Origin of the sequence: Burkholderia aenigmatica, assembly GCF_902499175.1 — a bacterium.
GTDB lineage: Bacteria > Pseudomonadota > Gammaproteobacteria > Burkholderiales > Burkholderiaceae > Burkholderia > Burkholderia aenigmatica.
The window spans coordinates 1-23,585 of the sequence record NZ_CABVQC010000037.1 but is presented as its reverse complement, the minus strand read 5'-3'; the positions used below and the strand labels follow the sequence as shown (position 1 = coordinate 23,585).

21 protein-coding genes are annotated in these 23,585 nt (G+C 67.3%); 10 read left to right on the top strand and 11 right to left on the bottom strand.

Translation table 11 applies throughout. The features are described 5' to 3' along the window. Nucleotides 1–2 precede the first annotated feature (2 nt). Nucleotides 3–635 (bottom strand): tetracycline resistance transcriptional repressor TetR, encoded by a 633-nt coding sequence (tetR, locus tag BDO18943_RS24630; RefSeq protein WP_175024411.1) that lies wholly within the window; start codon nucleotides 633–635, stop codon nucleotides 3–5. Between the two features lie 63 nt (nucleotides 636–698). Here tetR and tet point away from each other — a divergent pair, with 63 nt between their 5' ends. Then, complete coding sequence (tet, locus tag BDO18943_RS24625; RefSeq protein ID WP_175024410.1) at nucleotides 699–1,892, top strand: Tet(A)/Tet(B)/Tet(C) family tetracycline efflux MFS transporter; 1,194 nt, start codon at nucleotides 699–701, stop codon at nucleotides 1,890–1,892. Nucleotides 1,893–1,991: 99 nt separating this feature from the next. Here the strand turns inward: tet and purM are convergent, their stop codons facing one another. Further along, a complete protein-coding gene (purM, locus tag BDO18943_RS24620) occupies nucleotides 1,992–3,047 on the bottom strand; it encodes a phosphoribosylformylglycinamidine cyclo-ligase (RefSeq protein WP_006484927.1) in 1,056 nt (351 codons plus the stop codon). Between the two features lie 250 nt (nucleotides 3,048–3,297). Here purM and hda point away from each other — a divergent pair, with 250 nt between their 5' ends. From hda to panB, 6 genes are read left to right on the top strand one after another with little or no spacing between them, the layout of a single operon-like run. Further along, complete coding sequence (gene hda / locus BDO18943_RS24615) at nucleotides 3,298–4,032, top strand: DnaA regulatory inactivator Hda (RefSeq protein WP_222106648.1); 735 nt, start codon at nucleotides 3,298–3,300, stop codon at nucleotides 4,030–4,032. An 11-nt stretch (nucleotides 4,033–4,043) separates the two neighbouring features. Continuing rightward, entirely contained in the window at nucleotides 4,044–4,721 is a 678-nt protein-coding gene (locus tag BDO18943_RS24610) for a histidinol-phosphatase (RefSeq protein WP_175024408.1), read from the top strand. Between the two features lie 5 nt (nucleotides 4,722–4,726). Continuing rightward, entirely contained in the window at nucleotides 4,727–6,259 is a 1,533-nt protein-coding gene (gene pcnB / locus BDO18943_RS24605) for a polynucleotide adenylyltransferase PcnB (RefSeq protein ID WP_175024407.1), read from the top strand. 35 nt (nucleotides 6,260–6,294) lie between these two features. Then, a complete protein-coding gene (gene folK / locus BDO18943_RS24600) occupies nucleotides 6,295–6,837 on the top strand; it encodes a 2-amino-4-hydroxy-6-hydroxymethyldihydropteridine diphosphokinase (protein WP_175024406.1) in 543 nt (180 codons plus the stop codon). Then, on the top strand, nucleotides 6,834–7,520 hold the full coding sequence (locus BDO18943_RS24595; protein WP_175024405.1) for a deoxynucleoside kinase: 687 nt from the start codon (nucleotides 6,834–6,836) through the stop codon (nucleotides 7,518–7,520). The genes folK and BDO18943_RS24595 overlap by 4 nt, the downstream gene beginning before the upstream one ends. Before the next feature lie 45 nt (nucleotides 7,521–7,565). Then, a complete protein-coding gene (gene panB / locus BDO18943_RS24590) occupies nucleotides 7,566–8,381 on the top strand; it encodes a 3-methyl-2-oxobutanoate hydroxymethyltransferase (protein WP_175024404.1) in 816 nt (271 codons plus the stop codon). Nucleotides 8,382–8,502: 121 nt separating this feature from the next. On the opposite strand, the gene BDO18943_RS24585 is transcribed toward panB, so the two are convergent. The 5 genes from BDO18943_RS24585 to grpE form a co-directional block, all read right to left on the bottom strand. Beyond that, nucleotides 8,503–10,416 (bottom strand): chorismate-binding protein, encoded by a 1,914-nt coding sequence (locus tag BDO18943_RS24585; RefSeq protein ID WP_175024403.1) that lies wholly within the window; start codon nucleotides 10,414–10,416, stop codon nucleotides 8,503–8,505. 13 nt (nucleotides 10,417–10,429) lie between these two features. Beyond that, nucleotides 10,430–11,566 carry a molecular chaperone DnaJ gene (gene dnaJ, locus BDO18943_RS24580; RefSeq protein ID WP_043189531.1) on the bottom strand — a complete coding sequence of 379 codons (1,137 nt, stop codon included), beginning with the start codon at nucleotides 11,564–11,566 and terminating at the stop codon, nucleotides 10,430–10,432. A gap of 266 nt (nucleotides 11,567–11,832) precedes the next feature. Beyond that, nucleotides 11,833–13,785 (bottom strand): molecular chaperone DnaK, encoded by a 1,953-nt coding sequence (gene dnaK / locus BDO18943_RS24575; RefSeq protein ID WP_175024402.1) that lies wholly within the window; start codon nucleotides 13,783–13,785, stop codon nucleotides 11,833–11,835. A gap of 148 nt (nucleotides 13,786–13,933) precedes the next feature. Continuing rightward, nucleotides 13,934–14,359, bottom strand: a complete 426-nt coding sequence (locus tag BDO18943_RS24570) for a thioredoxin family protein (RefSeq protein ID WP_175024401.1) — start codon at nucleotides 14,357–14,359, stop codon at nucleotides 13,934–13,936. A gap of 10 nt (nucleotides 14,360–14,369) precedes the next feature. Further along, nucleotides 14,370–14,915 (bottom strand): nucleotide exchange factor GrpE, encoded by a 546-nt coding sequence (grpE, locus tag BDO18943_RS24565; RefSeq protein WP_043189535.1) that lies wholly within the window; start codon nucleotides 14,913–14,915, stop codon nucleotides 14,370–14,372. Nucleotides 14,916–15,270: 355 nt separating this feature from the next. Between grpE and BDO18943_RS24560 the strand changes: the two genes are divergently transcribed. Continuing rightward, on the top strand, nucleotides 15,271–15,432 hold the full coding sequence (locus BDO18943_RS24560; RefSeq protein WP_006476841.1) for a hypothetical protein: 162 nt from the start codon (nucleotides 15,271–15,273) through the stop codon (nucleotides 15,430–15,432). Here BDO18943_RS24560 and BDO18943_RS24555 read toward each other — a convergent pair. The 3 genes from BDO18943_RS24555 to hrcA form a co-directional block, all read right to left on the bottom strand. Further along, a complete protein-coding gene (locus tag BDO18943_RS24555; protein WP_043189537.1) occupies nucleotides 15,404–15,811 on the bottom strand; it encodes an RNA-binding S4 domain-containing protein in 408 nt (135 codons plus the stop codon). The genes BDO18943_RS24560 and BDO18943_RS24555 overlap by 29 nt on opposite strands. 5 nt (nucleotides 15,812–15,816) lie before the next feature. Then, nucleotides 15,817–16,881: a ferrochelatase gene (gene hemH / locus BDO18943_RS24550; protein ID WP_175024400.1), complete on the bottom strand. Its 1,065-nt coding sequence runs from the start codon at nucleotides 16,879–16,881 to the stop codon at nucleotides 15,817–15,819. A gap of 147 nt (nucleotides 16,882–17,028) precedes the next feature. Beyond that, on the bottom strand, nucleotides 17,029–18,051 hold the full coding sequence (hrcA, locus tag BDO18943_RS24545; protein ID WP_011544637.1) for a heat-inducible transcriptional repressor HrcA: 1,023 nt from the start codon (nucleotides 18,049–18,051) through the stop codon (nucleotides 17,029–17,031). A gap of 130 nt (nucleotides 18,052–18,181) precedes the next feature. Here hrcA and BDO18943_RS24540 point away from each other — a divergent pair, with 130 nt between their 5' ends. Both BDO18943_RS24540 and recN read left to right on the top strand, forming a co-directional pair. Then, a complete protein-coding gene (locus tag BDO18943_RS24540) occupies nucleotides 18,182–19,084 on the top strand; it encodes an NAD kinase (RefSeq protein ID WP_043189549.1) in 903 nt (300 codons plus the stop codon). A 19-nt stretch (nucleotides 19,085–19,103) separates the two neighbouring features. Continuing rightward, nucleotides 19,104–20,753 (top strand): DNA repair protein RecN, encoded by a 1,650-nt coding sequence (gene recN, locus BDO18943_RS24535; protein WP_175024399.1) that lies wholly within the window; start codon nucleotides 19,104–19,106, stop codon nucleotides 20,751–20,753. A 117-nt stretch (nucleotides 20,754–20,870) separates the two neighbouring features. Here the strand turns inward: recN and glnE are convergent. Beyond that, the coding region (gene glnE / locus BDO18943_RS24530; RefSeq protein WP_175024398.1) for a bifunctional [glutamate--ammonia ligase]-adenylyl-L-tyrosine phosphorylase/[glutamate--ammonia-ligase] adenylyltransferase at nucleotides 20,871–23,585 on the bottom strand (2,715 nt) is incomplete at its 5' end.

The following is a 23,585-nucleotide window of genomic DNA, read 5'->3' as shown; positions in this document are numbered from 1 at the left end:
CGTCAGCCGCGCTCGCGCGCTGCGAGGCGCGCGCGGGCGCCATCGACGATCCACGCGCCCCCACGCTCGAACGCCTCGTCGCCGCTGCGCTCGCGCAGCGCGGCCCAGCCCTTCGCGAGCAGCGGATACTCGGCCGCATCCGGCAGCGGCGCATCGGCGTCGCCGCCCGGTTCCGCCTGCTCTTCCAGCACCCAGCCCACCACGAAGCGGCCCAGCGCATACATCACGTCGACTGCTTCGTCCGGCGCGAAACCCGCATTGCCGAGCAGCGCGACCTTGCGTTCGATCGAGCTGAAATGCAGCGCGCGCGGCCGCGTGCCGGCATGCAGGCGCGCGCCGTCGCGATACGCCAGCAGCGCGCGACGGAAACTGCGCGCGTTGTCGACCAGCCACGCATCCCACGCGTCGCCCGGTCGCGGCAGCGACCCATCGTGACGCTCGAGCATGATCGCCTCGGCCATCGCGTCGAGCAGTTCGGCCTTGTTCCGGAAATGCCAGTAAAGCGTCGGCGACTGCACGCCGAGCCGCTCGGCGAGCTTCCGCGTCGACAGCCCGTCGATGCCGACTTCATCGAGCAGTTCGAGCGCCGCGCGCAGTACCGTGTCGCGCGTCAGCCGCGCCCCTGTGTCCTTCATCTCTATCACCGATAGGGAAAGCTGTGGAATAATCGCCACTCTATCACCGATAGAGTCACGCTCTTGAATCCGTCCCTGATTGCCATCCTGGCCACGGTCCTGCTCGACGCGATCGGCGTCGGGATCGTGATGCCGATCCTGCCCGGGCTGCTGCGCTCGCTTGCCGACGCGAGCAGCACCGACACCCACTACGGGATCCTGCTCGCGCTGTACGCGTTCGCGCAGTTCCTGTGCGCCCCGCTGCTCGGCGCGCTGAGCGACCGCTTCGGCCGCCGGCCCGTCCTGCTCATGTCGCTCGCGGGCGCGGCGCTCGACTACCTGCTGATGGCGCTCGCGCCGACGCTCGCGTGGCTGTACGTCGGGCGGCTGATCGCGGGCATCACCGGCGCGAACGTCGCGGTCGCGACTGCATACATGACCGACGTCACCGCCGAACCCGACCGCGCACGACGCTTCGGCCAGCTCGGTGCAATGATGGGTATCGGCTTCATCGCGGGCCCGTTGATCGGCGGCCTGCTCGGCGCGCTGCATGTGCGCGCGCCGTTCGTCGCGGCCGCCGTGCTCAATGCGCTCAATCTCGCGCTCGTCTGGCGCGCGCTGCCGGAATCGCGGCCGCGTTCGGCCCGCGAAGGCCATGCGGTCGGCGCGCTCAACCCGTTCGCCAGCCTGCGCAGGCTGAGCGGCGCACCGGCGCTCGTACCGCTGATCGGCATTTACGTGATCGTGGCGCTGGTGTCGCAGGCACCCGCGACGCTATGGATCCTGTACGGCCAGGAACATTTCGGCTGGTCGACGCCGATCGCGGGGCTGTCGCTCGCGGGCTACGGTGCATGTCATGCACTCGCGCAAGCATTCGCAATCGGGCCGCTGATCGCGCGGCTCGGCGAACGCCGCGCGCTCGCACTGGGCCTCGCGGGCGACGCGCTCGGGCTCGCGGCGATCGCGTTCGCGACCGCCGCGTGGGTGCCGTTCGCGCTGCTGCCGCTGTTCGCGGCGGGCGGCATGACGCTGCCGGCGTTGCAGGCGATGCTCGCGCGGCAGGTCGACGATGCACGCCAGGGCGAACTGCAAGGCGCACTCGCGAGCGTGGCGAGCCTGATCGGCGTCGCGGGGCCGCTGGTCGTCACCGCAACCTATGCGGCGACACGCGCGACGTGGCCGGGGCTCGTCTGGGCCGCGGCGGCGCTGCTCTATCTGCTCGTCCCGCCGTTGCTGGCCGGTGCGCGGCCAGCGGGCGCGACACGGCCGTCCGCATGAGCGTCGGCGGGCGTCCGTCCGCCGCGCGACGCCCGAAAAAAAAGCCGCCCGGATCGACTCCGGGCGGCTTTCCTTGCTGCATCTGCTGCAGGCAGTGCGTCAGACCACGACCGTCTGCGCCTCGCCTTCGCGGGTCGCACGCACGGTGCCGATCTTCCACACCTGTTCGCCGGCGGCGGTCAGGTCGGCGATCGCTGCGTCGGCATCGGCCGCCGAGACGATCACGGCCATGCCAATGCCGCAGTTGAACACGCGGTGCATTTCCGCATCGGCGACACCGCCGTGCTCCTGCAGCCACTTGAACAGCGGCGGCAGCGGCCATGCGTTCTGGTCCAGCTCGGCGGTGAGGCCTTCGCGCAGCACGCGCGGAATGTTCTCGACGAGACCACCGCCCGTGATGTGCGCCATGCCCTTCACCGACAGCTTCTGCATCAGCGCGAGCAGCGGCTTCACGTAGATGCGCGTCGGCGCCATCAGCGCGTCGGCCAGCGAGCGGCCGTGGAAATCGGCCGACAGGTCGGGATTCGCACGCTCGATGATCTTGCGCACGAGCGAGAAGCCGTTCGAGTGGATGCCGCTCGATGCGAGGCCCAGCACCACGTCGCCTTCGGCGATCGTGCTGCCGTCGATGATCTTGCTCTTCTCGACCGCGCCGACCGCGAAACCGGCCAGGTCGTATTCGCCGTCCGGGTACATGCCCGGCATTTCGGCCGTTTCACCGCCGATCAGCGCGCAGCCCGACAGTTCGCAACCCTGCGCGATGCCCTTGACGACCGTTGCAGCGGTGTCGACGTCGAGCTTGCCGCACGCGAAGTAGTCGAGGAAGAACAGCGGCTCGGCGCCCTGCACGAGGATGTCGTTCACGCTCATCGCGACGAGATCCTGGCCGACGGTGTCGTGTTTGTTCAGATGAAACGCCAGCTTGAGCTTGGTGCCCACGCCGTCGGTGCCCGACACGAGCACGGGCTCCTTGTACTTCTTCGGCACTTCGAACAGCGCGCCGAACCCGCCGATGCCGCCGAGCACGCCGTCGCGCAGGGTTTTCTTCGCAAAAGGCTTGATCTTGTCGATGAGTGCGTCGCCCGCGTCGATGTCGACACCTGCGTCGCGATAGGACAGACCCTGAGCGTCAGGAGCGGATTTCGGAGGATTCATGGGGGAATGCGAGAAGGTCGGTAAAATGCGATTTTACCCGAAGCCGGCCGGTTGGCCGGAATTCCCAGCACCGAATCGTCAGGGATTGCATCTTGGTCAACACGTCCCCGTTTTCATCGCCGAGCGAACCGCGCCGAAACCGGCGTGGCGCCGTGCGTGCGGGCGCGCGTGAAGCCCATGAAGGCGCAGTTCCCGGCGCGTGCCCGGCGTACGGCACGCGTATTTTCAACCGACCCGCATTGTGACTGTTGTGTCCCGTCAACTGACGCTCGATCTCGGCACGCCGCCGCCCGCCACGTTCGACAACTTCATCATGAACGAGGAGAACGACGAGCTCATCTCGCGCCTGCAGAAGCTCGACCTCGCGCTCGCGGCGGGCCCCGTGCCGGATCGATCGTTCTACATCTGGGGCGAGCCCGGCTGCGGCCGCACCCATCTGCTGCAGGCGCTCGTGAGCGACGCGTCGTATGGCTATGCGCGCTACCTGACGCCGCAAAGCCCGCTCGGCGCGTTCACGTTCGACCCGCGCATCGGCATCTACGCGATCGACGACTGCGACCGGATGAGCGACGCGCAGCAGGTCGCGCTGTTCAACCTGTTCAACGAAGTGCGCGCGCATCCGTCGAGCGCGTTCGTCGCGGCAGGCCCCACGGCGCCGCTCGCGCTCGACGTGCGCGAGGATCTCCGCACGCGCCTCGGCTGGGGGCTCGTGTTCCACCTGTCGCCGCCGTCCGACGCCGGCAAGATCGCCGTGCTCAAGCTCGCGGCGAAGGAGCGCGGGATCGCGCTCACCGACGACATCGCCGCCTACCTGCTGACCCATTTCCGTCGCGACATGCCAAGCCTGATGGCGCTGCTCGACGCGCTCGACCGCTTTTCGCTCGAGCAAAAACGCGCCGTCACGCTGCCGTTGCTGCGCCGCATGCTGGCGCGTCCCGGCGACGACATCACACCACCGGGCACGGGCCCGAACCGCTTCGAGTAAAATGCGCTTCCATGACTAATCTGGCACTCTTTGACCTCGATCACACGCTGATCCCGACCGATAGCGACCACGAATGGGGCCGCTTCATGGTGAAGCTCGGTATCGTCGACGCGGAAAGCTTCTCGCGTCAGAACGATCAGTTCTTCGCCGACTACAAGGCCGGCAAGCTCGACATCCACGCGTACCTCACGGCGATGCTCACGCCGCTCGCGAAGTATTCGCGCGCGCAGCTCGCCGAATGGCACGAACAGTACATGCACGAGGTGATCCGCCCCGCCATGACACCCGCCGCGCTCGAGCTCGTGCGCAAGCACCTCGATGCGGGCGACCTGTGCTGCGTCGTGACGGCGACCAACGAATTCATCACGCGCCCGATCGCCACCGCGTTCGGCGTCGACACGTTGATCGCCTGCGAGGTCGAAACGACCGACGGGCATCCCGATTCGCCGTACACGGGCCGGCCGACCGGTACGCCGAGCTATCGCGAAGGCAAGATCGTGCGAACCGAAGCGTGGCTCGCGTCGCTCGGCAAGCAATGGAGCGACTTCGCGCACACCTATTTCTACAGCGACTCGCACAACGACATTCCGTTGCTCGAGAAAGTCACCGACCCGATCGCGACCAACCCTGACGACACGCTGCGTGCGCATGCAAGCAACCGCGGCTGGCGCATCCTCGATCTCTTCTGAACGTCGTGATCAAAAAATTCATCCGCAAGCTGCTCGGTCAGGACGAAACCGAGCAAACATCTCCCGCAGCGGCCCCGGCCGACGAAGCGGCCCCTGCTCCGCGCGCGTCGAAAGGCGCCCGAGGCGGCGCGAAGAAACCGCGCAGCAACCATGAACCGACCGTTGTGCCGGCCAGCGTGCACGGCATCAACCCGGCGCTGATCTCGAAGAATGCCGTGCGCGTGACCGACACGCTGCAGCAGGCAGGCTTCCGTGCGTTCATCGTCGGCGGTGCAGTACGCGACCTGCTGCTCGGCATCGCGCCGAAGGACTTCGACGTCGCGACCGACGCAACGCCGACCGAAGTGCAGCGCCTGTTCCGCCGCGCACGCCTGATCGGCCGCCGCTTCCAGATCGTCCACGTGCAGTTCGGCCAGGAGTTGATCGAAGTGTCGACGTTCCGCGCACTGGTCGATGCGCCACCCGAGGCGGCCGCCTCGGAGCCGCCGAAGCGCCTGAAGCGCGACGAACTCGATCGCCGCACGCACGCAGTCGACGCGAGCGGCCGTGTGCTGCGCGACAACGTGTGGGGCGAGCAGCACGAAGATGCCGCGCGCCGCGACTTCACGATCAACGCGATGTACTACGACCCGTCGACGCAGACGGTGCTCGACTACCACGACGGGATGGCCGACATGCGCGCCCGCCTGTTGCGGATGATCGGCGACCCGGCCACGCGCTTCCGCGAGGATCCGGTGCGGATGCTGCGCGTCGTGCGCTTCGCGGCGAAGCTCGGTTTCGAGATCGAGCCGCATACGCGCGAGCCGATCAGCGGGCTCGCCGACCTGATCAACAACGTGCCGGCCGCGCGCCTGTTCGACGAAATGCTGAAGCTGCTGCTGTCGGGCCACGCACTCGCGTGCCTGAAGCAGCTGCGCAAGGAAGGCCTGCACCACGGGCTGTTGCCGTTGCTCGACGTCGTGCTCGAACAGCCGCAGGGCGAGAAGTTCATCACGCTCGCGCTGAACAACACCGATGCACGCGTGCGCGCCGGCAAGCCGGTCTCACCGGGCTTCCTGTTCGCGACGCTGCTGTGGCACGACATGCGCCAGCGCTTCGAGCAATACACGGCCGAAGGCGAAATCCCGGTGCCGGCGCTCCATCGCGCGATGGACGACGTGCTCGACATGCAGACCGAGAAGCTCGCGATCCACAAGCGTTATTCGGCCGACATGCGCGAGATCTGGGGCCTGCAGCTGCGCCTCGAGAAACGCTCGGGCCGCAGCGCGATGCGGCTGCTGGAACACCAAAGGTTTAGAGCGGGGTATGATTTCCTCCTGTTACGCTGCGAATCCGGCGAGCTCGATGCGGAAGTCGGACAGTGGTGGACGGATTTCATCGAAGGCGACGCGGCCGCTCGCGAGGCATTGCTCACGCAAGGCGGCTCGAAGGAAAAATCGCCCCGCAAGCGGCGCCGCCGCGGCGGTGTGCGAAACCGCAAGCCGGGTGAAGGTGCCGCCGAGCAGGCACCGGACACCTCGGACGGTTCCGACGACTGACGCGCTTGCCGGCGAACGACGTAGGAAGTGATGCCATGACGGTTGCATATATCGGACTGGGGGCGAATCTCGGCGATGCGCGCCAGACCCTGAAGGACGCGGTGGTGTGCCTCGCACAGCAGCGCACCATCTCGATCCTCGGCAAATCGAGCCTGTATCGCACGGCGCCCTTCGAAGCGGGCGGCGACGACTACTACAACTGCGTCGTCAAGCTCGACACGACGCTGTCGGCCCGCGAGCTGCTCGCGCTTTGCCAGAAGATCGAACATCACTTCGGCCGCGAGCGCCCGTATCGCAACGCGCCGCGCACGCTCGATCTCGACATCCTGCTGTTCGGCGCCGACTCGATCGACGAACCCGACCTGATCGTCCCGCACCCGCGTCTCACCGACCGTGCGTTCGCGCTCGTGCCGCTCGTCGAAATCGAGCCGGCACTCGATATCCCCGCGCGCGGCCGTGCCGATGCCTTCCTCGCCGCCGTCGCGGACCAGCGCGTCGAGAAGGTGCAGACCTGCCAGTGCCTGATGCAGAAGGCGCTCGCTGCCAGCGAAGACGCCGACAAGAACCGCTGCCAATGACCCCGACTCCCCTCACCGTCACCGCGCCCGACCTGCGCGCCCCGCACCGCTATCTCGTGATCGAAGGCCCGATCGGCGTCGGCAAGACGACGCTCGCGCGCCTGCTCGCCGAACGCTGGTCGATGCAGACGCTGCTCGAACGCCCGCAGGACAACCCGTTCCTCGAACGCTTCTATCGCGACACCGCGCGCTACGCGCTGCCCGTGCAGCTGTCGTTCGCGCTGCAGCGCGCGCAGCAGGCGCGCGAGCTGATCGGCGCGCTCGAAACGGGCCGCCCGGTCATCGCCGATTTCATGCCGCAGAAGAACGACATCTTCGCGCGGCTGAACCTGCCGGAAGACGAATGGCAGCTGTACCGCTCGGTCGCGGCGCACGTCGACGTGCCGCAGGCGCCGTCGCCCGACCTCGTCGTCTATCTGCAGGCGAGCCCCGAAGTGCTGTTCTCGCGGATCCAGAAGCGCGGGCTGCCGATGGAGCTGCAGATCAGCGATGCGTACCTGCGCTCGCTCGTCGACGCGTACAACGAATTCTTCTACCACTACGACCGCACGCCGGTGCTGACGGTCGCCGCGGAACACCTGAACCCGCTGGACTCCCCCGAAGATCTCGCTCTGCTGGTCGAGCGCATCGAGACGATGCGTGGCCGCAAGGAGTTCTTCGTCAAGGGCGAGACGACGCGCTGACGCGTCCTCGCCTGTCGTTCCTTTCCCATTCGAACCGGATTTCCCATGACCTATCTCCAGGAATCGAGCCGGCCTGCCGTCACGGTGCCCAAGCTGCAGGCAATGCGCGACGCCGGCGAGAAGATCGCGATGCTCACCTGCTACGACGCGAGCTTTTCCGCACTGCTCGACCGTTCGGGCGTCGACGTGCTGCTGATCGGCGATTCGCTCGGCAACGTACTGCAGGGCCATACGACCACGCTGCCCGTGTCGCTCGACGACATCGCGTATCACACCGCCTGTGTCGCCCGTGCGCAACCGCGCGCGCTGATCATGGCCGACCTGCCGTTCGGCACGTACGGCACGCCGGCCGAGGCGTTCGCGAGCTCCGTCAAGCTGATGCGCGCCGGTGCGCAGATGGTCAAGCTCGAAGGCGGTGAATGGCTCACCGAGACGATCCGCTTCCTCGTCGAGCGTGCGGTGCCCGTGTGCGCGCACGTGGGCCTTACGCCGCAGTCGGTGCACGCGTTCGGTGGCTTCAAGGTGCAGGGCAAGACCGAAGCCAGTGCCGCGCAGTTGCTGCGCGACGCGCGCGCGGTCGAAGCAGCCGGTGCGCAGGTCGTCGTGATCGAAGCCGTGCCGACGCTGATCGGTTCCGAAGTCACGCAGATGCTGCGCGTGCCGACGATCGGCATCGGCGCCGGCGCCGACTGCTCGGGCCAGGTGCTCGTGCTGCACGACATGCTCGGCGTGTTCCCCGGCAAGCGGCCGCGCTTCGTGAAGGATTTCATGCAGGGCGAGCCGAACATCCAGGCGGCCGTCGAAGCGTACGTGCGCGCGGTAAAGGACGGTTCGTTCCCCGGCCCCGAGCACTCGTTCTGACGCCCTTCACGGGGCCAGCGATGCGTTCGCCGGCCCCTTGATGACAAAAAGCGCGGCGCCCTTTGCGGGGCACCACGCTTTTTCTTTCCTGCGCTGCCGACAACGGTCGATTATCGGCCGGTTACTTCAATACCGCGTCGAGCGCGCCGCGCAGCGCGTTGGTCAGCAGCAGCGCGTCCGCGCGCGCGAGATCGTCGCGGGTCACGACCCGCTCCGTCGCACCGAACGCGCGATCTTCGAGCAACACGCCGCGCATCACGCCCGGCAGCACGCCAGACTCGAGCGGCGGCGTCACCCACTGGCCGTCGAGCTTCACGAACAGGTTCGAGCGCCCGCCTTCCGTCACTTCGCCTCGCTCGTTGACGAACAGCATGTCGAACGCGCCAAGTGCCTCCGCCGCCTGCCATGCGCGATCGTATTCGGCGCGGCGTGTGGTCTTGTGCAGCAGCAGCGCATCGCTCGCACGGGTCGGTGCGAAGCCGTGCGCGGACGCCAGCAGCACGCCGACCGGCCCCGCCGGCAGCGGCTTGAGCGGTGCCGAGACGATCTCGACCGTGCCGTCCTTCGCGAGCGCGAGCTTCATCCGGTAAGCGCCGTCGCCGTCGAGCGCCGCGCAGCGCGCGTCGATCTCGCGACGCAATGCATCGGCGTCGAAGTGGAAACCGAACGCATCCGCGCTACGCTGCAGCCGCGCGAGATGGCGATCGAGATGCCGGATGCCGTCCGCACGCGTGGCGGCGGTCGTTTCGAACAGCTGGAAGCCGGGATCGGCATCCGTCAGGAATCGCGCTTTCAATTCGCACTCCGCATATTCGTCGGCCGCGACGCTGTCGAGCACGATGCCCGCACCGACGCCCATCGTGCTGCGGCGCCGGCCGGCGGTTGCCGCTGCCGGATTGCGTGCGTCGGCATCGACCGCACCTTTGCCGGCTGCGTCGAGCGTCAGCGTACGGATCGCCACCGACAGGCAGAAATCGCCACAACCGGCCAGGCGATCGCCCGGCTCATCGGAATCGGCGCCTTGCTTCGCAGCGTCGAGCCAGCCGATCGCGCCCGTGTAGAGCCCACGCGGCGTCGACTCGATCGCATCGATCAACTGCATCGTCTTGTACTTCGGCGCGCCCGTGATCGATCCGCACGGAAACAGCGCACGCAGCATCTGCGCGAACGTCGTCCCGTCGCGCCAGCCGGCCTCGACCGTCGACGTCATCTGCCACACCGACGCATACGGCTCGACGGAGAACAGCGCCGGCACGCGGACCGTCCCGGTGCGCGCGATCCGCGACACGTCGTTGCGCAGCAGGTCGACGATCATCACGTTTTCCGCGCGGTTCTTCGGATCGTTCGCGAGGAACACGGCCGCCGCCGCATCGTCGCGAGGGTCGGCCGAACGCGGTGCCGTGCCCTTCATCGGCCGCGCGCCCAGCACGTCGCCGTGCTTCTCGACGAACAGCTCGGGCGAACACGACACGACCCACGGTCCGTCGGGCAACGCGATCAGCGCGCCGTAGCGCACCGGCTGGCGCGCCCGCAGCCGCCGGTACAGCGCAAGCGGCGTGCCGAACACGTCGAAGTTCAGCCGGTACGTGTAGTTGACCTGATACGAATCGCCTGCGCGCAGCGCGTCGTGCACCGCGGCGATCGCCGCGTCGAACGCATCGCGCGACACGCTCTTTTCGACATGCGCGACGCCCGCGATCGACGGCGTTGCGCCGCCGTCCTGCTGCGCGAGCCACGCGTCGACTTCGTCGCGCGACAGGCGCTCGCAGCGCGCATACAGCAAAAAGCGCAGCGGGGCATGGCCCGGCTGCGCTCGTTGCAGGTTGCGTCCGAATTCGTAATCGCCGACGACGACCGCATGCAGCCCGTCGCGCAGATCCTGCGCCACCGCCGCATCGACCTCGTCGAGCCGAGCCGGATCCGTGCACACGCGTTCGCGCACGAACCCCGAATACAAACGACTCGACCGCGCGGACGCAGTCGAGTCGCAATCGTCCAAGAGCGCGAACGACGCGCTCTCGTTGCCTTCAGTCATGCTGTTACTCGAGTTACTCGAAGAAGCTCTTCACACGATCGAACCAGCTCTTGCTCTGCGGGCTGTGACGCGCGCCGCCCTCGGCCAGCGATTTCTCGAACTGCTTGAGCAGGTCGCGCTGGTTGTCGGTCAGCTTCACCGGCGTCTCGACCTGCACGTGAACGTACAGATCGCCCGCGATGCTCGAACGCAGCCCCTTGATGCCCTTGCCGCGCAGGCGGAACGTCTTGCCCGACTGCGTGCCTTCCGGCACCGGGAACGACGCACGACCGGCCAGCGTCGGCACCTCGATCTCGCCACCGAGTGCGGCGGTCGTGAACGGGATCGGCATCTGGCAGTGGAGATCGTCGCCGTCGCGCTCGAACACCGAGTGCGGCTTGATGTGGATCTCGACGTACAGGTCGCCCGGCGGCCCGCCGTTGATGCCCGGCTCGCCGTTGCCGGCCGAGCGGATCCGCATCCCGTCGTCGATCCCGGCCGGGATCTTGACTTCGAGCGTCTTGGTTTCCTTCACCTTGCCCGACCCGTGGCAATGCACGCACGGCTCGGGGATGTAGGTGCCCGTGCCATGGCACTTCGGGCAGGTCTGCTGGATGCTGAAGAAGCCCTGCGACATGCGCACCGTGCCCTGGCCGTGACAGGTCGGGCAGGTTTCCGGCTTCGTGCCGGGCTTCGCGCCCGACCCGTGGCAGACCTCGCACGACACCCAGCTCGGCACGCGGATCTGCGTGTCGTAGCCGTGTGCGGCCTGCTCGAGCGTGATTTCCATGCTGTAGCGCAGGTCGGCGCCGCGATACACCTGCGGGCCGCCACGGCCGCCGCGCGCGGCGCCGCCCGCTGCCTGACCGAAGATGTCGCCGAAGATGTCGCCGAACGCGTCCGCGAAGCCGCCGAAGCCCTGTGCGCCCGCACCGCCCATGTTCGGATCGACGCCCGCGTGGCCGTACTGGTCGTACGCTGCCCGCTTCTGGCCGTCCGACAGCATTTCATAGGCTTCCTTCACCTCCTTGAAATGCTCTTCCGCATCCTTGTTGTCCGGATTGCGGTCAGGGTGATACTTCATCGCAAGCTTGCGATACGCCTTCTTGATTTCGTCGTCGCTCGCATTCTTTGCGACGCCAAGAACCTCGTAGTAATCCCGTTTCGCCATATCGATTCACTGTGCCGTCCGCGCCTCATGCACGCGGCGGCTCCTTTCGCTCGCAGTAAAGTCTCTCGACGCGTCTGGCTCCGGCCCGTTCGGGACGGTCACGCAGCGCCCGCCAAAAAACAAATGTGCCCGGAGGGCCGCGAAGCCCGCCAGGCGTGGAGTCGATCCGGCCATCCGGAAGGAAAGACAGACCGCTTGTCAGCCAACCCGTCAGCCGCGCCGCGCGCGGGTTGCGCGCGCGGCGTGCGGCACCGGGGCAACCCGGCTTAGTCCTTCTTCACTTCCTTGAACTCGGCGTCGACGACATCGTCGGCAGCCTGTTGCGCGCCGCCCGCATGGGCCGCGCCTTCCGCTGCACCCGCTGCGCCGGCCGCACCTGCTTGCTGGGCCTGCATGTCGGCGTACATCTTTTCGCCGAGCTTCTGCGACACCTTGCCGAGTTCCTCGACCTTCGCGTCGATCGCAGCCTTGTCGGCCGATGCGTCCTTCAGCACTTCCTCGAGCGACTTCAGCGACGCTTCGATCGCTTCCTTCTCGCCCGCGTCCAGCTTGTCGCCGTACTCGGTCAGCGCCTTCTTCGTGCTGTGGACGAGTGCATCGCCCTGGTTGCGCGAATCGGCCAGCTCGCGCAGCTTGTGATCTTCCGCTGCGTTCGCTTCCGCGTCCTTGATCATCTGGTCGATTTCAGCGTCGGACAGGCCCGAGTTCGCCTTGATCGTGATCTTGTTTTCCTTGCCGGTCGCCTTGTCCTTCGCGCCGACGTGCAGGATGCCGTTCGCGTCGATGTCGAAGCTCACTTCGATCTGCGGCACGCCGCGCGGTGCGGGCGGAATGCCTTCGAGGTTGAACTCGCCGAGCAGCTTGTTGCCGGCTGCCATTTCGCGTTCGCCCTGGAACACCTTGATCGTCACGGCGCCCTGGTTGTCGTCCGCCGTCGAGTACACCTGGGCGTGCTTCGTCGGGATCGTCGTGTTCTTGCTGATCATCTTCGTCATCACGCCGCCGAGCGTCTCGATACCGAGCGACAGCGGGGTCACGTCGAGCAGCAGCACGTCCTTGCGGTCGCCCGACAGAACCTGGCCCTGGATCGCCGCGCCGACTGCGACGGCTTCGTCCGGGTTCACGTCACGGCGCGGATCCTTGCCGAAGAACTCCTTCACCTTTTCCAGCACCTTCGGCATGCGCGTCTGGCCGCCAACCAGGATCACGTCGTCGATGTCCGACACCTTGACGCCTGCGTCCTTGATCGCAACGCGGCACGGTTCGATCGTGCGCTCGACGAGGTCTTCCACCAGCGCTTCCAGCTTTGCGCGAGTGATCTTCAGGTTCAAGTGCTTCGGGCCCGACGCGTCCGCCGTGATGTACGGCAGGTTGATTTCGGTCTGCTGGCTCGACGACAGCTCGATCTTCGCCTTTTCAGCGGCTTCCTTCAGGCGCTGCAGCGCGAGCACGTCCTTCGACAGGTCGACGCCCTGCTCCTTCTTGAACTCGCCGATGATGTAATCGATGATGCGCTGGTCGAAGTCTTCACCGCCGAGGAACGTGTCGCCGTTGGTCGACAGCACTTCGAACTGCATTTCGCCGTCGACGTCCGCGATCTCGATGATCGACACGTCGAACGTACCGCCGCCGAGGTCATACACGGCGATCTTGCGGTCACCCTTCTCGACCTTGTCGAGGCCGAACGCGAGCGCAGCTGCGGTCGGCTCGTTGATGATCCGCTTGACTTCGAGGCCCGCGATGCGGCCGGCGTCCTTGGTTGCCTGGCGCTGGCTGTCGTTGAAGTACGCCGGCACCGTGATCACGGCTTCCGTGACCGGCTCGCCGAGGTAGTCTTCGGCCGTCTTCTTCATCTTGCGCAGCACTTCCGCCGAAACCTGCGGCGGCGCGAGCTTTTCGCCGTGCGCTTCGACCCATGCATCGCCGTTGTCGGCCTTGACGATGCTGTACGGCATCAGGCCGATGTCCTTCTGGACTTCCTTCTCTTCGAAGCGGCGGCCGATCAGGCGCTTCACTGCGAACAGCGTGTTCTTCGGGTTGGTCACCGACTGACGCTTGGCCGGCGCGCCAACCAGCACTTCGTTGTCGTCCATGTAGGCGATGATCGACGGCGTGGTGCGCGTGCCTTCCGAGTTCTCGATGACCTTGACCTGGTTGCCTTCCATGATGGCGACGCACGAGTTCGTGGTGCCGAGGTCAATACCGATGATCTTTCCCATTTTTTCCTAATCTCCAGAAATGCTTGTTTGCTGCGCAAAACCCCGCGTTTTGGGGCAGTTTCGCGCGCCAGAATTCAACTCTGTTCCCGAAATGCGTCCGTCCGATCCGTTTTCAAGACCCGACAAGCGATGCGGATATTAAATTTTTTCAATCGCCGCCGGCTAGCGGATCGCCGCCCGGCGGATGGCCCGTCGCCGCGGCAATCTTCGCGCACGCCGCCGACACGGCGGCCTGGAACTGCGCAAGGCCATGCCAGCCCGTCGCGCGGCCGAGCCGCTTGCCGCGGTGGAAGAAGAACCACGTCGGCACGCCGTGCAGCCCGAAGCGGCGCCCAAGCTGGTGGTGTTCGTACACGTTGCAATGGAACCACTTCAGGCCCAGCGCGCGGATCGCGTCGGGCTGGGCGAGCATCGCCTTCTTCGCGATCTCGCAGTTGAAGCAGTCGACGCCCCAGAAGAACACCACCGCGAGCGCGTCGCCCGCGCCGTCGATCGCCGCGTCGAACGTGCCGGCGTCCAGCGCCTGCATGTCGAACGCGTCGAATGCGGCCGGATCGACGCCGGCGGGCACCATCGCGACGGCCTTACTTCGGCTGGGCGACGGTGACGAGCGCCGGACGCAGCACGCGGTCGGCGATCGTGTAGCCCTTTTGCAGCACCGCGACGACGGTGTTCGGCTCCTGCTCGGCCGGCACCATCGAAATCGCCTGGTGCTGGTGCGGATCGAACTTCTCGCCGACCGGGTTCAGCGCGACGACACGGCCCTTCTCGAGCGCGCTCGTCAGCTGGCGCAGCGTCAGTTCGACGCCTTCGCGGACCTTCGCGACGTCGCCCGACGTATCGTTGACGGCTGCTTCCAGGCTGTCCAGCACCGGCAGCAGGTGCTCCGCGAAGCTCTCGATCGCAAACTTGTGCGCCTTCGAGACGTCGTCCTGCGCGCGGCGGCGGACGTTCTCGGTCTCGGCCTTCGCCCGCAGGAAGCTCTCCTGCAGCTCGGCGACCTTGGCTTGAGCCTCCGCGAGCGCCGCGTCGGCTGCTTCAGCGGCGGGAGCAGCGCCTTGCGCCGCCTGCTTCTCGCTGCCGATATCTTCGGCCGATTGGGTAGCCGGGTTCTCTTGCGTGTTTTCCATGTCGCTGAAAGTCGATTAGAGGTTGAAGCCAAATCGGCAACCGCCGGACCGTATACCCGGCGGCACCGCACATTGCTGGTGCAAATAAGGGTGAAAACTACGATTTCAAGAGGGTTATTCGCCGGCATTCTCCAATGCCGCGAAACAACCGCGCGTCGCACCGGTGCATCGCCCGCATAGTCCGTCAGATCGGGCGAAACGGGCTGTAACAACGCTTACCTGGCAAGTACTAGCTTGGCACAGGCCCGCTGCACTACACTCCACTCAAGCGTCGGAAAAGCGTGTTTACCCCTAGCTGACCGCCGCCTGACATCCACCTGGCGCCGTTTTCACCCGTCTTCTCGAGGGGAGTACCGTGAAACTGACCTTTGCGATATCGGTGGTCGCGCTGGTACTCATTGCCGGCACCACCACCATCTGCCTGTCGGGAGCCGTCACCGACCGCACGACCGAATACGGGAGCGCGCGGGCGACGTTCGACCAGATGTTCAGCTCCCACCAGAAAATCTGTCGATAATGCGCCGGTCGCGCTTCGTCGGCCGGCCGTGCAATTCGGCCGCCGGCTCGCGATACGTGCGGCGCCGCTCCAGTTCGGCGAGCCGCGCGGCCCGCCCCGCTTCCGTTTCCGCGTAAAGCGTCTGCGCAACGCTCGCCGGCCCGCGCACGTCGCACACACCAAGCACGGCAATGTGCCAGACGATGCCGTCGATCGCAATCTCGACCTCGTCGCCCACGCGCACGTCCTTGGCCGGCTTGACGGCCGCGCCGCCGATCTTCACGTGCCCCTTGTCGACCGCATCGGTCGCGAGCGAGCGCGTCTTGAAGAACCGGGCGGCCCACAGCCATTTGTCGATGCGCAGCTTCGCGCCCGGTTCGGTCGAAATCTTGTAATTCATCGCGTTCAAATCACCGTTTCAGGCTGCGCGGCCCTGACCGGCCAGCCCTGCAGATTCTCGGCGACGATCTCGCCGAGCGCGCCGATCCACGCGGGCGCGCCGTTCAGGCACGGAATGCGGTGGAACGCCTTGCCGCCGCCGGCGAGGAACTCGTCGCGCACTTCCATGCCGATCTCCTCGATCGTCTCCAGGCAGTCGGCTGTGAAACCGGGACAGAACACGTCCGCCCGCCGCACGCCGGCCTCGCCGAACTCGCGCAGCGTCGGCGCGGTGTAAGGCTGCAGCCATTCGGCCTTGCCGAAGCGCGACTGGAACGTGATGCGGCATTCGGTCGTCGACAGCCCGAGCGCGGCCATCAGCAGCGCGCCCGTCTGCTGGCACTGGTCGTGATAGGGGTCGCCGAGATCGAGCGTGCGCTTCGGCACGCCGTGAAAGCTCAGCACGAGCTTGTCGCCAGCCGCGAAGTCGGGCCGGCCGTGCTGCGCCCAGTACTGGTGCACCTGCTCGGCCAGCGCATGGATATAGGCCGGATGGTCGGCATAGTGCCGCACCGTGCGCACCTCCGGCTGGTTGCGCATGCGCGCGAGCGCGTTGAATGCGGCGTCGAATGCGGTGGCGGTGGTCGACGCCGAGTATTGCGGATACATCGGCATCAGCAGCACGCGCTCGACACCCGCGCGCTTGAACTGCGCGAGCGCGTGCGAAATGTTCGGGCTGCCGTAGCGCATCGCGTAGTCGACCTGCACCTGATAACCGTTCGACGCAAGCAAGTGCCGCACGCCGTCGGTCTGGCGCTCGGTGTGCACGCGCAGCGGCGAGCCCTCGGGCATCCAGACGGCCGCGTATTTCTTCGCGGACGCGCGGCCGCGCAGCGGCAGGATCAGCGTGCGCAGCAGCACCTGCCAGACGGCCTGCGGAATCTCGACGACCCGCGGATCCGACAGGAATTCGGCCAGGTAGCGCCGCACCGCGCGCGGCGTGGGCGCGTCAGGCGTGCCGAGATTGATCAGCAGCACGCCGATGCGATGGGCAGCCGCGATGCTCGAAGGCGGCTCAAGATCGAAACGCATGGGCAATTACGTGCTCGGGGCACGGGACCGGACGGCTCTCAATTATAGCGGGCCGCCCCGGGCCGGTCGGCTGGCCGTTCGGCCGACTGTCTACTTACGCGGCGCCGAGGCACGATGACGGGGCAGGATCGGGCTGGCGAAGGCAGGCTACTGCTGGCTCAGCGTGAGCGACAGCAGGCGCGCCGTGATATCGACGATCGGTATCACGCGGTTGTACGCCATGCGGGTCGGGCCGATCACGCCGAGCGTGCCGACGATCTGCCCGTTCACCTCGTAAGGCGCGGTAACGACGCTCATTTCCTCGATCGGCACGAGCGTCGATTCGCCGCCGATGAAGATCTGCACGCCTTGGGCGTGGCTCGACACGTCGAGCAGTTGCAGGAGGCCCGTCTTTTGGTCGAATACGTCGAACAGCTTGCGCAGCCGCGCCATGTCGGAGGAAAGATCCGCCACTTCGAGCAGGTTGCGCTCACCGGAAATCAGCACGGTGTCCTCGGTGTCGGGCACCTCGGTGCTGGCCGTCACGGCCGCATGCATCAGCGTGGTCATGTCGCCGCGCAACTGGTCGATCTCGTCGCGCAGGCGGCGGCGCACCTCGTCGAACGACAGTCCGGCGAAATGCGCATTGATGTAGTTGGACGCCTCGGTCAGTTGCGACGGCGAGTAATCGCGCGGCGTCGCGAGCATCCGGTTCTGCACGTCGCCCTCGGGCGTGACGATGATCAGCAGGATGCGCTTGTCCGACAGGCGCATGAACTCGATCTGCTTGAACACGTGGCTGCGGCGCGGCGTCAGCACGACGCCCGCGAACTGCGACAGGTTCGACAGCACGCTCGCGGCGGCCGCCACGACCCGCTGCTGCGGCTCGCCGGCCTGCAGCGTGTTCTGCACCTGCCGCGCGACGGCTTCGGCGTCGATCGGCGCCTCGACCGTCAGCATCGTGTCGACGAACAGCCGGTAGCCGCGCGGCGTCGGCACGCGGCCGGCCGACGTGTGCGGGCTCGACACGAGGCCGAGCTCCTCCAGGTCGGACATCACGTTGCGGATCGTCGCCGGGCTCAGCTCGAGCCCGGAGTAACGGGACAACGTGCGCGATCCGACTGGCTGACCGTCGGCGATATACCGTTCGATCAGGGTTTTCAGGAGGGTTCGTGCGCGAGGATCTAGCATGGTGGAAAATTTTAGCGCAACCGCGCGACCGCGGCGAGTGGCGCAGCCACCGATGCGCGGGCCGGCCCGATCCGGCCCCGCCTGCGCACAGCCGGTTCTTTTCGTCAACGAGCTATGGTGTAATGCCGGCATGAAAACCGGTAATCAGTTCAACACTGTCGCGCTCGTCGGCCGGAGCAACACGCCGAACATCGCCGAGCCGCTCGCCACGCTGGCCGCCTGCATCGCCAAGCGGGGCTTCGAGGTCGTCTTCGAAGCCGAGACCGCGCGCGAGATCGGCATCACCGGCTACCCGGCGCTGACCCCGGCCGAAATCGGGGCACGCGCCGACGTCGCGGTCGTGCTCGGCGGCGACGGGACGATGCTCGGCATCGGCCGTCAGCTCGCGCCGTACAAGACACCGCTGATCGGGATCAACCACGGGCGGCTCGGCTTCATCACCGATATCGCGGCGGCCGACATGCAGGCGCTCGTCCCGGTGATCCTGTCGGGCAAGTTCGAGCGCGAGGAGCGCGCGCTGCTCGAGGCCCGGATCATGCGCGACGGCGAACCGATCTACCATGCGATCGCCTTCAACGACGTCGTCGTGAACCGCAGCGGCTTCTCCGGGATGGTCGAGCTGCGCGCATCGGTCGACGGCCGGTACATGTACAACCAGCGTTCGGACGGCCTGATCGTCGCCACCCCGACCGGCTCGACCGCTTACGCGCTGTCGTCGGCCGGCCCGATCCTCCACCCGCAGCTGCAAGGCATCGTGCTCGTGCCGATCGCGCCGCACGCGCTGTCGAACCGGCCGATCGTGCTGCCCGACGATTCGAAAATCGCGATCCAGATCGTCGGCGGGCGCGACGTCAACGTGAACTTCGACATGCAGTCGTTCACCGCGCTCGAACTGAACGACACGATCGAGGTGCGCCGCTCGAAGCACACGGTGCCGTTCCTGCACCCGATCGGCTACAGCTACTACGCGACGCTGCGCAAGAAGCTGCACTGGAACGAACACGCCTCGAACGAAGACGACAAGGCGTCCTGACGCCACCCCGCCCGACACCATGCTCCGCCACCTCTCGATCCGCGACTTCGTCATCGTCGCCGCGCTCGATCTCGAATTCGACAGCGGCTTTTCCGTCTTTTCCGGCGAGACCGGCGCCGGTAAATCGATCCTGATCGACGCCCTCGCCCTCGCGCTCGGCGAACGTTCCGATGCAAGCGTCGTACGCACCGGCTGCGGCCGCGCCGACATCACCGCCGAATTCACGCCGCACGACCGCGTCGCGCGCTGGCTCGACGAACACGCGTTCGACACCGAGGACACCGTGATGCTGCGCCGCGTGATCGATGCGAACGGCCGGTCGCGCGCGTTCATCAACGGCACCAGCGCGACGCTCGCGCAACTGCGCGAACTCGGCGAAATGCTCGTCGACATCCACGGCCAGCATGCGCATCAGCTGCTGATGCGGCCCGACGCGCAGCGCGAGCTGTTCGATACCCACGCGGGACTCGTCGCGGATGCGGCGAACGTCGCGCGCGCATGGCGCGTGTGGCGCGACGCGACGCAGGCGATCGACGCAGCAAAAGCGCACGAGCGCGAGCTGCAGCTCGAACGCGAGAAGCTCGCCTGGCAGCTCGCCGAGCTCGACAAGCTCGCGCCGCAGCCAGGCGAATGGGACGAAGTCAGCAACGAGCACAAGCGCCTGTCGCATTCGGCGAACCTGATCGAAGGCGTGCGCGGCGCGCTCAACGCGCTGTCCGAGTCCGACGACGCGATGCTCGCGCAACTCGGCGCGATCGTGTCGAAGCTGCGCAGCCTCGCCGACTACGACACCACGCTCGGCGATGCGCTCGCGTCGCTCGAACCGGCCGAGATCCAGTTGCAGGAAGCCGTCTATTCGCTGTCGCACTATGCGCAGCGCGTCGATCTCGACCCCGAACGACTCGCGCAGGTCGAAACCCGCCTCGATGCCCTGCACTCGACCGCCCGCAAGTTCCGCTTGCCGCCCGACACGCTGCACGAAGAACACGCGGCACGCCGCGCGCAGCTCGCCGCACTGGATGCGGCGGCCGATCTCGGCGCACTCGAAGCGGTGCAGGCCAAGGCGCGGGAAGGCTATCTCGCCGATGCCAAACATCTGTCCAAGGCGCGCGCACAGGCCGCCAAGGCGCTCGGCACGGCCGTCACGGCCGGCATGCAGGAACTGTCGATGGCGGGCGGAAGCTTCGAAGTCGCGCTCATCCCGCTCGCCGATGGCGGCCCGCACGGGCTCGAGCAGGTCGAATTCCGGGTCGCCGGGCACCCCGGCGTGCCGCTGCGGCCGCTTGCGAAGGTTGCGTCGGGCGGCGAGCTCGCGCGGATCAGCCTCGCGCTCGCGGTGATCGCCAGCGCGGCCAGCCCGACGCCGACACTGATCTTCGACGAAGTCGATACGGGAATCGGCGGCGGCGTCGCCGAAGTGGTCGGCCGCCTGCTGCACCAGCTCGGGCGCGACCGCCAGGTGCTGTGTGTGACGCACCTGCCGCAGGTCGCCGCGCGCGGCGATCACCACTTCCAGGTCGCGAAGGGCGCCGACGAGCGCGGCGGCACGGTATCGACGGTCATTGCACTCGACCGCACCAACCGGATCGAGGAAGTCGCGCGCATGCTCGGCGGGCTCGAGATCACGGCCACGACGCGCAAGCACGCGAAGGAAATGCTGGCGGCCTGACGCCGGCCATCCGTTATCCGTTCATCGAATGCAAAAAGACCGGCGCATGCGCCGGTCTTTTCTTAGGCATGGCGGCACAATCGCGTCCGCCCTGCCGCACCGCATCGAACGGTCGTTTCAACTATCCGTTTCAACCGCCCCGAACACACGGTTCCACAGCGCCGTCACGGCCGCCCGCTCGTCGGCCACCACGGCCGGATCGACCCGCGCCTTCTCCATCCCGTCGAGCCGCAGCTTGTGCTGCAGCTTCCGGTACTTGCGGTACGCCGCCCCGACGCGCTCGGCCTCGTCCTCGCCCATCAGCCCGAAGCGCGCGACCTCGCGCAGCAGCGCGATGTTGCCGGTATTGCGGATCAGCTCGGCGTCGCTCGACGCGTGCAGCAGCACCCAGTACTGGACGATGAACTCGATGTCCACCATCCCGCCACGATCGTGCTTCAGGTCGAACAGCTCGGTCTGGTTCGGGTGGCCGGCAAACACCTTGCCGCGCATGTCGACGATTTCCTTCGCGAGTACGCCGCCGTCGCGCGGCGTCGTCAGCACCTGCTGGCGGATCGCCTCGAAGTCCGCGCCGATCTGCGCGTCGCCCGCGCTGTAGCGGGCGCGCGTCAGCGCCTGATGCTCCCAGACCCACGCGGTATTCGCGGCATCGCCCTCGCGCAACTGGTAGCGGCGGAACGCGTCGAGATCGGTGACGAGCAGCCCGGCCTCGCCGTTCGGCCGCAACCGCAAGTCGATGTCGAACAGCGCGCCCGCGCCGGTCGCCGTGGTGAGCCACGTGATGAGCCGCCGCGTGAAGGTCGTATAGACATCGGCCGAACGATCGTCCGCATCGTCATACAGGAAGATCAGGTCGAGATCCGATGCGTAGCCGAGTTCCTTGCCGCCCAGCTTGCCGTACGCGATCACCGCGAACTTCGGCACATCGCGATGGCGCTTCGCGAGCTGCGACCAGACGACTTCGATCGTCACGTCGAGCACCGCGTCGGCCAGTTCGGACAGGCGGTCGCTCACGTGCTCGACCGACAGTTGCCCGGCCAGATCGATCAGCAGGATCCGGAACACTTCCGCGTGCTGTGCGTGCCGCAGCAGGTCCATCTGCTGCTCGGGGCCATCGGCCGCGGCGAGGCGCGCACGCAGTGCGTCCTTGAACGCGGGCCAGTCGAACGGGCTCGCGATCGCCTCGTCGTCGAGCAGCTCGTCGAGCAGTTGCGGGTGGCGGATCAGGTAGCCGCCGCCCCAGCGCGTCGCACCGAGCACCGACAGCACGCGGTCGAGCGCGGCCGGATATTCGGTCAGCAGCGCGAGGTAGACGCCGCGCCGGCTGACCGTCTCGAGCAGGTCGAACAGGCGCACGATCGTGTCGTCGCGGCGCGCGGCGTCGATGGTCGGCGCGGCCTCGAGCGCCCGCTGCGCGACGCTGTCGAAGCGCTGCCGGCTCTTCTCCGCCAGGCCCGTGTAGCGCGACGACTGCCAGATCGCGCGCAGCCGGGTGAGCACGGCGGCCGGATCGGTAAAGCCGAGACCGTCGAGACGGGCGACCAGCGCGTCGTCCTCGCCGTCGTCGGCCAGCGCGCCGCTCCAGATCCACGCGGCCGCCGAGTCGTCGCCGCTCGCGCTGGGCGCGCCGCTCGCCTTGTCCGCAAAAATCTGGTCGAACTGCGCTTCGACGAACGTGCGGTGGCCGTCCAGCACCGTCATCAGCGCCGCATAGTCGGCAAAGCCCAGCGACGCGGCCAGCGCCGCGCGTTCGTCCAGCTCGACCGGCATCGCGTGCGTCTGCGCGTCGTTGCGGTACTGCAGCCGGTGCTCGAGCGTGCGCAGGAAGTTGTAGGCGTCGGTCAGGCCTGCGCGCACGTCCTCGCCGATCAGCCCGCGCGCCTGCGCATGGCGCAGCACCGCGAGCGTCGGCCGCACGCGGAATTCCGCATCCTGGCCGCCACGGATCAGCTGGAACACCTGCGCGCTGAATTCGATCTCGCGGATCCCGCCGCGCCCGAGCTTGATGTCGTCGGCCTTGTCGGGCCGCATCGACGCGCGGCGCGCGGCTTCCTGCCGGATCTGCTGGTGCAGCGAGCGGATCGCACCGATCACGCCGAAATCGAGATAGCGGCGGTACACGAACGGCTTGACGATCGACTCGAGCTGCGACTCCAGCCGCCGCGCCGCGTCGCTGTCGCCTTCCGACACGAGCCGCCCCTTGATCCATGCATAGCGCTCCCACTCGCGCCCCTGCACGTAGAAATATTCCTCGAGCATGCCGAGGCTGCAGACGAGCGGACCCGAATCGCCGTTCGGGCGCAGCCGCATGTCGACGCGAAACACGTAGCCGTCGGCCGTGACCTCGGACAGCACGCCGATCAGGCGCCGGCCGAGCCGCGTGAAGTATTCCTGCGTGGACAGCGGCGCGCGCGCGCCGCCGGTCGTCTCGCCGTCGTCCTCATAGACGAAGATCAGGTCGATGTCCGACGACACGTTCAGTTCGCGGCCGCCGAGCTTGCCCATCCCGACCACACCGAGCACGACGCGCTGGCCGTCGGCGCCGCGCGGCTCGCCGTACAGCGCCTCGAGCTCGGCCGACAGCAGCGCGAGCGAGCGCTGCACGGCCACTTCGGCGAGATCGGTCATCGCGCCCGTCACCTCGGCGACGTCCGCCAGCCCGCGCAGGTCGCGCTCCGCGACCGCGCCGAATGCCTCCGCACGCAACTGCCGCAGCGCGCGCTTCAGTTGCTCCTCGGTCGGCGCGGTGGTGCCGGCCGGCGTCGCGATCAGTTCGGTGAGGCGCGCGTCGAGCTGCGCGCGGCCGAGCGGCGCGGCGGCCCACGCGGCGAC